This window comes from Dyadobacter sp. HNCC25DJ187 (assembly GCF_056895255.1).
In genome coordinates this window covers 1554148-1567164 of record NZ_JBXHAT010000002.1, presented here as the reverse complement: position 1 = coordinate 1567164, position 13017 = coordinate 1554148, and the positions used below count along the sequence as shown (strand labels likewise).

Here is a 13017-nt window from a genome sequence, read left to right as displayed (position 1 = left end):
AGTTAAGGGCAGCTTATTTCAACCATTCTCTAACACTTTTTAATGCATCCAAACTTTACTCCAAAAATGATACTGGCTGTATTTCTGGGATTTACCAGCCAGGCATCTTATGCTGTTCCGGATAATTGGTCCGTTGAGCGTGTACCTTACATACGAACCGGAAAGGCTTTCGAAGAAGTTGTAGGGAAGGTAACTGATAAAACTACCGGTCAGGGATTGCCCGGTGTAAACGTCCTCATCAAAGGCTCGAATACAGGAACCATCACCGATGTGGATGGTAATTTCAGACTATCTGTTCCCTCCGAAAGGGCCACGCTTGTGTTTTCTTTTATCGGTTATGAAAGTCAGGAGGTAGCCGCAAATGGTTCTCTGCAGATACAATTGGAACCGGATGTAAGCAGCCTTAACGAGATCGTAGTTGTAGGTTACGGAACCCAGAACAAGCGTGATATTACCGGCTCAGTGGGTTCACTTTCAGCTAAAAATATCAAAGACATTCCGGTTACCAATTTTGAGAATGCGATTCAGGGCCAGATCGCCGGTGTGCAGGTACAGGAGCCAAGCGGGGAACCCGGTGCAGGAACAACGATTCGTGTGCGCGGTCTGGGATCGATCTCAGGAGGAACAGAGCCGCTATATGTCATTGACGGTTTTCCTGTTTCCAAGAATGTGGATGCCGGTGTCCAGGGAGATATATCACGACGAACAGTTGCTTTTGCTTTACCACCTTCGAATCCTTTAGGTAATATCAATCCCAATGACATTGAATCAATCGAAGTTTTAAAAGATGCTTCTGCAGCAGCTATTTACGGATCACGCGGGTCAAATGGTGTAGTGTTGATCACAACTAAAAAAGGCAAAAGAGATAAAAAGCCAGTGATTGGTTTTGACGCTTATTTTGGTGTGCAAAAGATAGCTCGTAAGGTGGATCTGATGAATGCTGCCCAGCTTGGAGCGTATGTGAAAGACGCCAAAAATAATGCTTACATGCAGGATATTGCGGGTGCAAATGCCAGCGATAACAATGCAACACGGTATACCAAAACCACCAATACAGCTTATTACATTCCGGATGACTTCGCTAATCCGGATGGAACGGATATCGACTGGCAAGATCTTATTTTTCACTCCGCGCCTGTGCAAAGCTACAATGCGTCACTTGCTGGTGGCGGAGAAAATGTGAGCTATTATGTCTCAGGAGGATATTACAACCAGCGTGGTATTGTAGCCAAAAGTGGTATTGAAAGATATACTTTCCGGGTTAATCTGGAGGCCAATGCTACCAAAAAGCTAAAGTTTGGTTTGGGACTGAGCCCTTCATTCAGTAATTTGGATCGTTCACCTGCGGGAGCACCTTATTTTGCGGATCCTCCCGGTATTGTTTATTCTGCGTTGGTAACTTCTCCGACAGTCAGGCCGTACAATGCCGATGGAACCATCAACCAAAGAGACAATCAATCACATTTATATACAGAGGATGGCAGAGCTGCCAGTATGACTGAGGCTAGCAACCCATTGGCCATTGTTGAAGGAGTTACTGATAAACTGACTCAATTCCGTACACTGGGTAATGTTTTCGGAGAGTATGAGCTGCTTCCCGGACTGAAATACAAACTGTACACAGGTATCGACGTCAACAATTACAATCGTAATTTTTACAGAGGAAATTCATTGCTTTTCCGTCAGGCAACGGTGGGAGATCCATATGGGCAGTCCAATTTTTCTTTGAACTACAACTGGTTGCTTGAAAATACATTATCCTACGATAAGACAATAGGTGCAAATCACGTTATTTCTGCAGTTGCCGGATACAGTGCTCAAAAGGATAGAATTGATAATAATCAGGTATTTGCGCAAAAGTTTCCAGACGACCTGGTAGAAACGGTAAGCGGCGGGCAGGTGACTGCAGGTACTTCTACCCGTGAAGAGTGGTCGCTGGTGTCGTATCTGGCCCGGGCTAACTATGCTTTCCAGAACAAGTATCTGCTTACTGCGACTATTCGGGCTGATAAATCCTCACGCTTTGGAGATGGCAATAAAACGGGTGTATTTCCTTCACTTTCTGCAGGATGGCGTATATCGGAAGAGGCTTTTCTGAAACCCGTCACTTTTGTGAGCGATTTGAAAGTCAGAGGAAGCTGGGGTAAAACGGGTAATTTTTTAATACCAAACTATGCGTCAATCGGGCTGTTGAATCCTTATAACTATGTAATTGGCGGCAACGTCGTGAATGGTATCGCTCCGCAGACGATCAGCAACAACAGACTCACCTGGGAAAAGACTACGCAACTGGATCTTGGTATCGATTTGGGCATCATCAAAGACAGAGTGTATTTCTCTTTCGATTGGTATAGAAAGGTAACTTCTGACCTGCTACTCAATGTGCAGGTACCGGCTGCCGTCGGTTTCCTGAATGCACTCCAGAATATTGGTGAGGTTGAAAATAAAGGAATAGAGCTGACGATCAATAGTCGCAATGTAACAGGCGCATTTTCATGGTCTACGGATTTTAATTTTTCTGCCAATCAAAATACTGTATTGAAACTTGGTCCTACAGGTGACCCCATTCTGAGCTCAGGCGGTGCGGGTATTCGACATATTACACGGATCGGAGATGCCATTGGTAGCTATTATGGATATGTGGTAGAAGGTATTTATCAGACGCAGAGTGATATTGACAATGCGCCGAAGGATCAAGTCGCGCCTAAGCCACGCCCTGGAGACTTCCGTTTCAAAGACGTAAATGGAGATGGAAAAATCAATGCAGATGACCGCACTGTAACGGGTAACTACCAACCCGATTTTATCTACGGGATCACGAACCGGTTTTCTTACAAAGGAATTGATTTTAGTTTTCTGATACAGGGAGTGCAGGGTTCTGAGATATTGAACCTGACCCGTCGTCACCTCGCTAACGGAGAAGCAGGGACGAACTCATACACAGTTACGTTGGATCGCTGGATTTCCGCCGAACAGCCCGGAAATGGAAAAGTCCCAAGAGCAGACCGCCTGACTGATACACATGGAAATAACAATAGGCCATCTTCGTATCAGGTGGAGGATGGATCTTATATCAGGCTACGGAATGTTGCCCTGGGCTACAACTTTCCTAAGAGATTGTTGGGATCCCGAATTCAGACATTGAGAGCTTACGCGACAGCAACCAACCTTTTTACCAGCACTAAATATGTAGGTTATAACCCGGAAGTGAACAATCAGACCGGATTGTCAGGTGTGCAGGGTGAGGATTACGGAGCGTATCCACTAGCCAAAACTTTTACTTTCGGTTTGAACGTGACATTCTAAATCAATTCTGTCTGTCTTTCAGACTTAACCATACAGATTATGAGATTTAATAAAACATTTATACAACTGTCTTTGTCACTTGTAGGAGCGACGGCGCTGCTCTCTTGTGGAGAAGGTTTTACAGACTTGAGCCCGATTTCTCAGCGAAATGTAAATCAGTTCTATAGCACGGCAAGTGACCTTAATACCGCAATTAATGCGGCATATAAGGTTTTGCAGACCAATGGAACCTACAACCAGAGCTATTGGATTACCCAGGAAATGAGATCCGATAATACCGATCAGGGAAGTGATGGAACGGGCTTGGGTGCTGAACTTACGGTGATTGATAATTTTACGGAGAATGCAACAAGCGAGTTTATCACAGCTGCCTATACAGATTCTTTCCTGGGAATTGCGCGAAGCAATATTGTACTGAGTCGCATAGATGGTGTGTCCATAGCAGAGACAGATCGGGAGAGAATCAGAGGAGAAGCGTTGTTTCTACGTTCACTTTTTTTCTATAATCTGGCAGTGTCATTTGGTAATATTCCTTTGCCGCTTACAGAAGCAAAATCTGCTGAAGAAGGAAAAGCTTTGCCTCAGGTATCTGCTTCAGAAGTATATAAACAGCTTATTCCGGATCTGATCAAAGCAGAAGCAGGCTTACCCATAAAGTATGATGCAGCCAATGTAGGACGTGCCACGAAGGGTGCAGCTGCTACGCTTCTGGCAAAGGTATATCTGATAGCAGGGGATAAGAAATCTGCTGAGACAGTATTGCGCAGAATTATAGCTAACTACGGCTATTCACTATTGCCGAATTATGCGAATTTGTGGGGACTTACCAATAAAAACAATGCAGAGTCTATTTTCGAAGTGCAATTTAAAGGGGGAGGAACCGGAACCGGTAATGCTTTTACCAATGCTTTTTCTCCTACATTGAAACATACTACCGGGTCTTACAGAAACCGTCCGACGAAGGACGTGTTACAGGCATACGAACCCGGGGACGATCGTTTTCTGAAATCTATGGACACCAGCTATGTGAATGCTCAGGGCGTTTTACAAACCAATAGTAAAAATGATGCACGTTATATTACGAAATTTGGTCGTGAGAATGCATTTGACGAAGCAGATGCGTCGTATAACTTTGTGGTATTCCGTTATGCCGATGTGTTGCTGATGCTGGCTGAAGCATTGGGAGAAGGGGCCGAAGCTTATGGATATATCAATCAGGTAAGAGCAAGAGCTAAACTGGCTCCGCTGAGTGCCGCGAGCTCCGGAACTTTTGCTCAGAAACTTTTGCATGAAAGACGCGTAGAACTGGCTTTTGAGAACCATCGCTGGGCTGATTTACTGCGTTTTGGGGTAGCCAAGGATATTTTGCAGGCACAGGGTAAAACGATTCGGTCGCTGTATTTAATTCCGCAACGAGAGTTGGATATAAACCGATCGTATAAGCAAAACTGATTGAAAGACGCCCGACAAACCTCCTGCTTTTCTACGGAAGAGCGGGAGGTTTTTGTTTGTAGCACCAGTTAAAAATAGTTAAATCAGTAGGTTGGGTTGAAATTGGAGATTGTAAAAAGCTAATTTTAATAAATAGTTTCGCTTATCGTGATTAGTCAACCCCTTTGGGGTTGGTAAGTTGTCAGGCTCGGATTTACACCGGATTTCACCCGGCGTTACTTATGTTGAAACCCTCCGGGTTTCCGATGATGAATAAGCCAGTAGGGCGTCGATACCAATAACCTGAGTTATGAAATCCGGGTTGTAAGAATGGATATTTAAATCTTAAAGGAAAACTTGTCAATGAAGAAGCCTGTAGGGCTTCAATATGAATAGCCTCGGGTAATACCCGGGGTGTAAAATGATCTCCATACATCCACCAACCCTGAAAAGGTTGAATATTCTGGAATACATATGTTCAAAAACTACATCAAAATCGCATTCCGGAATCTCCGTTTGAACCCCACCTATACCACATTGAATATTCTGGGACTCGGAATAGGGATCGCCGGTGCGACGTTGATATTTGTTTTTTTGCAGTACCATTTACTTACTGATACGCATCAACCCGATTTTAAAAGAACCTACCGCGTGGTTTTGGACCTGTTGCTGGATGAAGGAGCTGAATATGGGGTGGATTCATCGGTACCGCTGGCGGCATCCTTGGCGCGTGATTACGCTCAGATCGAAAAGGTGGGTTTTATCAGAAAAAATCCTAACTCGACTATTTCAGCCACCGAGACAAACGGGGTCAGGCGATTCATAGAAAAAGACAACGTAGTGTTTGCTAATCGGGATTTTATGGAAATGTTCTATTTCGATTGGATAGGTAAACACGCAGCGGCCTCGATGACTGACCCGGGTACTGTCATAATTACCGAAAGCATTGCCGAAAAGTACTTTGGAACAGTTGATGCAGTCGGAAAAACGCTCAAACTTGCCAATACGATTAATTTGCAGATTACAGGCATTGTGAAAGATCATGAATTACCCACTGATATCAATTTCAGTATTTTTATTTCTTTGCCCACTCTCAAATTATTGGAAACTGATTACGAAATGGACAATTTCGGTTGGCTCAGTTCCAGGAACGTTTCCTTTGTGCGGCTTGGCAGAGATACTCAGCCAAACGACGTTGAAAACCAGATTAAAAAGAATGGCAGCAAATACTATGGGGAGACAGCCAAATATTATTCCCATAGGCTGCAACCATTGGCGGATATGCATTTTGACGAGAGATATGACGGTCAAATCCGAATGTCTATCATCTGGATCCTGGCAGGTGTAGGTGTATTTTTGCTGTTGATTGCCTGTATTAATTTTATCAATATGTCTACTGCTCAGGCACTGAAACGCTCAAAGGAAATTGGTGTCAGGAAGGTACTGGGAGGCATGCAACACCAGCTTTTTTTTCAGTTTATGAGTGAAACTACGCTGGTGACTTTGGCATCTGCCTTTGTGGCTTCGCTATTGGTAGCCTTGATTTTGCCTGTGCTTAACAACTGGGTACATCAGGACGTTTTTGCGTTTACAATGTTATTCCAGGTTCGGTTTTTACTGTTCGGTACTTTCACTATACTGTTAATGATTCTTTTGGCTGGCTTTTATCCTGCCATCATCATCTCCGGTTTTAATCCTGTCGTTGCGCTGAAAAATAAATTGAGCATCGCTCAGTTTAGAGGAGTTGGTTTGCGAAGGTCTCTGGTGGTCTTTCAACTTGTTGTAGCACAGATGCTCGTCATGGGTAGCATCGTGCTGGTAATGCAGCTAGACTATTTTCAGAATGCGGATCTGGGATTTGATAAAAATGCGGTTGTTACTATCACACTTCCAAAGATCAATCCGGAACAGAATATCAGGGAATCATTGAAAAACGATCTGCTCCAATATCCGGGTATTAGTTCAGTAGCTTATCAATACGAAGCACCCTCTTCTGAAATGGGCTATGGTGGTTCAGTCAGATTTGGAAGTAGGACATCATGGGAAAAGTTCGTGATCCGGGATCGTTTCGGGGACAGCGGATACATTCCCACTTATAAAATGAAGCTTATTGCAGGCAGAAATATTGCGGAAAAAGATTCTGTAGTAGAGTTTGTAGTAAATGAAGAACTAATGCACAAACTAGGGATCAAAAATCCTCAGAATTTACTCGGTCGCTTGCTGGAAGATGGAAATAGTGGAATGAAAGGAGAGATTGTGGGTGTAGTGAAAAGCTTCCACTTAAAATCACTTCAGGAGGCAAAAGAGCCTTGTGTTATTTTTGCACATCCCCAATTGTACAAGCAAGTGGCGGTCAGACTGGATACCAAAAATGTGTCTGCCAGTATGGCTACTCTGGCGGCAATCTGGCAAAAGAATTTTCCGGAAGAAGTATTTAGTTACCAATTTGTAGATGAACAAGTCGCGAAATTTTATGAAAAAGAGCAACAACTTACCTCTCTGATCCGTGCATTTGCAATGGTGGCAATCGCAATCTGTTGCCTGGGACTTTACGGGATGACCAATTTTATGGTGGGGCAGAGAACCAAAGAAATCGGCGTTCGTAAGGTATTAGGAGCAAGTGTTAACAGTATTTCGATGCTGTTTGGAAAAGAATTCATTACACTTGTAGCGTTTGCGTTCGTTGTAGCTGCACCTCTTGCCTGGTATCTGATGAATGGCTGGCTTAATGATTTTGCTTATCGAATAGCACTTGAATGGTGGATTTTAGGCTCAGGTGGAATTTTGATTTTGCTTATTACCCTGGCTACGGTTGGATATAGGGTGTTAAGAGCCGCTATGATGGATCCGGTGAAAAGTTTGAGGGTGGAGTAGATTATCAGATTTCCGACGCAGAGTTAAAATTGAGTTGTACAGCGTTTAAATATATAACTCATCGAAATACCAACGTATTATTCCTATACCTCTGCATTTAGATAGCTTTTACTATGCGCTTAGCACCACTTAGCTTAGCCTCACCGAGAACAAATCTTTCGATTTTACATAGATCCATGTAACTACAGCTAACGTCATTACTCCACCCATCATCACAGAAGGGACTGTCCCAAATACTTTCGCAAGTACTCCGGATTCAAATGCTCCGAGCTCATTGGACGAACTTACGAACATACCATTTACAGCTGCCACACGTCCGCGCATTTCTTCCGGCGGATATATTTGCAGGATTGTTTGTCTGATGATCACGCTCACACTGTCACAAACACCTGTAAAAAACAAAGCAGCACAAGACAACATGAAATTGGTTGAAATTGCAAACAATATGGTGAACAGTCCAAATCCGGCTACGGATACCAGCATGTTGCGCCAGGCATTATGCGTGGCAGGAAAGTAGGCCATTGCAAGCATGGTAAGCAAAGAACCAATAGCTGGAGCTGCCCTGAGTAATCCCAGTCCTTCCGGACCCACCTTCAGAATGTCTTCGGCAAATGCCGGCAACAGTGCAACTACGCCGCCAAACAATACGGAAAATAAGTCCAGTGAGATGGCATATAAGACGATTCTGGTTCTGAAGACAAACCGGAAACCTTCTTTCAGACTTTCAAGTATAGGTGTGGTAATTTTGACAATTTCGGGTCTGGTTTTAATCAGTCCCAGTAAGAACCAACATACTACGAAGTTAATGATCACTACGAGCAGCGTATTTCTGAAACCTACAATAGCATAAAGAAATCCCGCAATAGCCGGACCCATAATCGCTCCGGCCTGCCTGAATGAGCCACTCCATGTAGACGAGTTTGCATAAAACGCACGAGGTACCAGGTAGGGTTTAAGAGAACTTGAGGCCGGTGAATAAAATCCTTTGGCAAAACCTATTAATCCAAAAACGCCGTAAATAGATGCCAGATGCTGAAATTCAGTAAGAGAATTATAAATGCCGGGTTGAAAAAGAGTATACAGCATAACTGACCCCAAAATAATCACAACGATACTGATGTGCATCACACTGATCTTATTTTTCTGATCTGCAATGTACCCACCAAGCAGCGACGTAACAATAAATGGTATTGCTTCAGCTAATCCGATCAATCCCAATGCCAGCGGATCATGTGTCATTTTATAAAGCTCATATCCAACGATTACTTCTTGTATAAGAATGGTGGCTGCGAACAGGAAAGTATTGGAGATGTAAAACCGGAAATCGGAAAAACGAAGGGCAGCGTAAGGATCTTGTGAATTAACTTTCTTCAAGTTGATATTATGCAGTGTTTTTCAGGAGAACAAATACCTGATGTAATTACGTTCGGTGATGGTTGAAAATTAATATGAGTTGTTGCTTTTGTTCAGTTTCAAGGATGAATTCAAGCTTTTACAATTTGTTTACATTGTTTTACAGGTGATTCACCAGATTTGAAGGTGGGTGATTTACATTTGATTCAGTTCATAACTCATTCAAAAAACTACAGCTCATGAAAAATCTGTTGGTCAAAGTCACATTCCTTTTTGTTGTTCTGCTCTCTTTTTCAGTTTCAAATGGTTTACCTAAAAATGAAGTAAAGCATGATTCTTTATTACTGAATGGGAAGGAAACTTCCGCTGATATGTTTTCCTGGATTACAAAAGGAAAGCTGAGCATGGGTGGAGGTGCCAGAAATGCAGTTCCTTTCTATATTTATCTGATGAGAGAAGGTAAGATCATTAATTCCGAATCTTACGTGCATAATCATGCTGTTCGGGAATACGAAATGGCTGAGATATTAAAACTGGCGAAAGACGGAGATCAGATTATTGTCGATCCGGCTGGTCAGCTACACAATTCGGCTAGAAAAGTTATTGTCGTAAAGCAAAAAAGGTTTATTCCTGATCTGTACCAGTGGCTGGGATTGCGCAAGAATAAAAATGATGGATGCTAAATCATTAAATTCGTTGATTGAATTGTTGTGTCGGTATTAGAGTATGTTCAAAATTGTGATGTTTCTAAAAATGGCTATGAGGACAATCGTTTTGGTTTTGATCATTTTGTGTGCGTATACAGCCGACAGTATTGCGAATAACGAGGGAATACGATTTGCTGAAAGTGTCAATCTGGCCATGCGGCGGGCTGTTCATCAGTTAAAATTACAAAACGGAGATTCTCTTTCCATTGTCAAAGCTGTAAAGCAAACCGATGACACATCTTTTTCAATAGAATTGGATCAGGTTTTTGATTATGCAGAGCTACCGCAATTACTGCAGAAGTCTTTCGATTTGCACAAAATAGAAAAATCCTACAACGTATCTATACTGAACTGTGGAAGCGATGAAATCCTACTCGGTTACAGTTATCTCGACTTGACAACCAAAGAAGGCGTTCCCTGTGCAGGCAGAACGAAGGAGCCTGGCTGTTATATATTGAAAATCAGTTTTCTTCCCGAAGAAAAAACTGCAGGCTCATCCGGGACCTGGTGGCTGATACCCGCAGGAGTTTTGCTTTCAGGCCTTGGGTTCGTGGTATGGCGAAAGTCAGGAAAGCCGGAGCAAATTGCTTCAAAAGCAGAAGAAGTTATTAGTGATCCACGGATCAGTTTCGGGGTATCTCAGCTGGATATGTCTAATCTTATGCTGTATAGCGGTGATAAAAAGCATAACCTCACCTATCGGGAAGCAAAGCTTTTACATCTGTTTGTAAGCCATAAAAACCATATTATGGAAAGAGATTTTATTCTCAAATCTGTTTGGGAAGATGAAGGAGTTACAGTAGGACGAAGTGTGGATGTGTTCGTATCACGCCTGCGGAAGTTACTCTCAGAAGATACTTCTGTGAGAATTAACGCAGTGCATGGTATAGGTTATCGCATGGAGATTTCTCTCTGATTATTTCTGAAAATTTGACGTCTGTGATCAGTTTCTATCGTTCGGTAGCGTACACGTTTGTACGATTTCGAACGATAGTTTTATATGATGTATTTTGTAAAGTTTTGTTAGTTAATGGGTTAGTTGTCTGGCAAGCGTTTTTAAAGTATATGTACAAGGATTAGTAAAGCACAACTTTTTATATTTGGTTATCGACTACAAGGTAGTGCTCCTGAATTCATTTATACCAAAATTTTATGATCAAGCTCGAAAAGATTTCTAAATATTATCCCGCTGGCTTTGGCAAAACCTATGTGTTACGTCACATTGATCTCAATATTAAAGAAGGGGAATTCGTATCGATTATGGGGCCTTCTGGTTCAGGAAAATCGACATTGTTACATATTTTAGGCTTGCTCGAAGAGCCGTCAGAAGGTGAATATCTGTTTCTGGATGAGCCTGTTCAGAAATTATCTGAAAAGAAAAGAACCGAGTTGCACCGACATCAGATCGGATTTGTATTTCAGGCTTATCACCTCATTGACGAGCTGACGGTCTACGAAAACATTGAAACGCCGCTGCTTTACAAGGGTACGCCTTCTTCTGAACGAAAAAGCAGAGTGGCAGAGTTACTGGATCGCTTTAATATGGTTGCGAAAAAGGATTTGTTTCCGCATCAGTTGTCAGGCGGACAGCAGCAGTTGGTTGGCGTTGCGCGTGCCATTGTTCACAATCCCAAAGTGATTTTTGCAGATGAGCCTACAGGCAACCTGCATTCTGAACAGGCAGTGGAAATTATGGAGCTGTTTCAAAAGTTAAATAAAGAAGATAAAGTAACCATTGTGCAGGTAACGCATTCCGAGTCGAATGCAACGTACGGGAATAGGATCGTGCGGTTGAAAGACGGATGGTTAGCGTAGAACCAAAGGTTATGCGGCAGAGGGCACGGAGTGTATCGCGGATACTTCCCCGACTCAGAATTATATAATCTATTAGCCATGAAATATGTATTGCTCATTTTGAGCTTGTTGCCAGGCATTTTGCAGGCGCAGGCCAGGCTCAGTATGCACGAATGTGTAGCACTTCTGACCAAAAATAACCTGGTGTATAAACAGGGAAGTCTGCAGGCAGAGTCGGCAGAAGCCCAGTTGAGGCAGGCAAGATCTCAGATTCTTCCTCAGATTTCAATCGGTTCCAATAACAGTGTCAATCTGGGACGGAGTATTGATCAGTATACCAATGAATATATTGATCAGGTGTATAACTACAGTTCCATAGGAGGAGGCTTTCAAATGCCTGTTTTTCAGGGAGGAAAGTTGCAGAACCAGATCCGGCAGAATGTGTTACTGAAAGAGTCTGCCAATGAAAACCAAACTGCTGTATTCAACCAACAGGTAGCGCTACTGATGCAGGGTTATGTGAATGTACTCGCGACGAAAGCACTTTATGAAGCAGCAGGCCAGCAGGTGGCATCATCTCAGATTCAGGTAGATCGTGTTGAAAAACAGGTGGATGCCGGGGTGCTCGGAAACAATACGTTGTTTGAGATTAAAGCGCAATTATCAAACGATAAGTTTGCTGAAGTGACCGCACTCAATAATTACAGGACTGCCCGATTGGCGCTGTTTCAACGTATCAATATTCCTGCCGACGATAGCCTGGTGCTTGAACCACTTACACCGTTAAGGACAGAACAGGCTGCTCTGACGGCAAGCGGGTTGTATGAATTTGCTCAGATCAATTTTCCCGAAGCGAAAAGTGCTGAGTTGTATCGCAAAAGTTTCGGGTATCAGGTAAAATCGATACGTGCAGACAACTTTCCTTCGCTATCGCTCGGTGCGGACTTTGGAGCATTTTACGCTTCCACCAATAAGAAACTTGATTACTTCAATCAGTTGAATGCAACCCGGAATGGGTCTATGAACCTCCGACTGAATATCCCTATTATGGGAAGATGGGTGACAAGGCCACGGGTAGAGTTTGCCAAAGTACAGGAGCGGCTTGCACAAAATCAGCAGGAAACGACAAAACAAATATTGAGACAGGCCATTGAGAAAGCAGTATTGGATATGAATGCTGCCACGGATAAATTTTCTGCTGCACAAGGCCAGGCCGAATCACTATCAGCAAGTTTCACAGTGGTAGAAAGTAAGCTGAATGCCGGAACTGCCAACATTTTTGAATATTCACTCGCCAAGGCAAATCTTGCGAAAGCAGAGGCAAATGCGATTCAGTCGAGATATGAATATTTAATGCAGCAGCGACTACTGCAATATTATCAGCAGGGGAACTGGGATGGGGTATTTTAATCGCTTTTTGGCAAAGGCAATGAGCTTGAAGAAATCAGCGAAACAAGCAAATGTGAGGCTAATCGCTAAAAATAGTTAGGTTAAATTTTGGTATAGGTAATTTTTAGAGGTGACCAACGGTCGCCTCTTTTGTTATACTTGA

8 protein-coding genes are annotated in these 13017 nt (G+C 43.0%); 7 read left to right on the top strand and 1 reads right to left on the bottom strand.

All coding sequences use genetic code 11. The annotated features are described in order from the left end of the window. Nucleotides 1-42: 42 nt before the first annotated feature. The 3 genes from AC1XUE_RS17435 (at nt 43) to AC1XUE_RS17425 (ending at nt 7611) form a co-directional block, all read left to right on the top strand. Nucleotides 43-3306: a SusC/RagA family TonB-linked outer membrane protein gene (locus AC1XUE_RS17435; RefSeq protein WP_483357265.1), complete on the top strand. Its 3264-nt coding sequence runs from the start codon at nt 43-45 to the stop codon at nt 3304-3306. A 39-nt stretch (nt 3307-3345) separates the two neighbouring features. Continuing rightward, the gene (locus AC1XUE_RS17430) at nt 3346-4758 is read left to right on the top strand and encodes a RagB/SusD family nutrient uptake outer membrane protein (protein ID WP_483357264.1); all 1413 of its coding nucleotides are present in this window, start codon (nt 3346-3348) and stop codon (nt 4756-4758) included. 453 nt (nt 4759-5211) lie between these two features. Next, on the top strand, nt 5212-7611 hold the full coding sequence (locus AC1XUE_RS17425; RefSeq protein ID WP_483357263.1) for an ABC transporter permease: 2400 nt from the start codon (nt 5212-5214) through the stop codon (nt 7609-7611). 129 nt (nt 7612-7740) lie between these two features. On the opposite strand, the gene AC1XUE_RS17420 is transcribed toward AC1XUE_RS17425, so the two are convergent. Further along, nucleotides 7741-8985, bottom strand: coding sequence for an MFS transporter (locus tag AC1XUE_RS17420; protein ID WP_483357262.1), 1245 nt, complete (start codon nt 8983-8985; stop codon nt 7741-7743). A gap of 218 nt (nt 8986-9203) precedes the next feature. Here AC1XUE_RS17420 and AC1XUE_RS17415 point away from each other — a divergent pair, with 218 nt between their 5' ends. The 4 genes from AC1XUE_RS17415 (at nt 9204) to AC1XUE_RS17400 (ending at nt 12875) form a co-directional block, all read left to right on the top strand. Further along, nucleotides 9204-9647, top strand: a complete 444-nt coding sequence (locus tag AC1XUE_RS17415; RefSeq protein WP_483357261.1) for a hypothetical protein — start codon at nt 9204-9206, stop codon at nt 9645-9647. A 76-nt stretch (nt 9648-9723) separates the two neighbouring features. Beyond that, the gene (locus AC1XUE_RS17410; protein ID WP_483357260.1) at nt 9724-10587 is read left to right on the top strand and encodes a winged helix-turn-helix domain-containing protein; all 864 of its coding nucleotides are present in this window, start codon (nt 9724-9726) and stop codon (nt 10585-10587) included. 236 nt (nt 10588-10823) lie between these two features. Beyond that, nucleotides 10824-11486 carry an ABC transporter ATP-binding protein gene (locus AC1XUE_RS17405; RefSeq protein ID WP_483357259.1) on the top strand — a complete coding sequence of 221 codons (663 nt, stop codon included), beginning with the start codon at nt 10824-10826 and terminating at the stop codon, nt 11484-11486. 78 nt (nt 11487-11564) lie between these two features. Beyond that, a complete protein-coding gene (locus AC1XUE_RS17400; RefSeq protein ID WP_483357258.1) occupies nt 11565-12875 on the top strand; it encodes a TolC family protein in 1311 nt (436 codons plus the stop codon). The last annotated feature ends 142 nt before the right edge of the window (nt 12876-13017 follow it).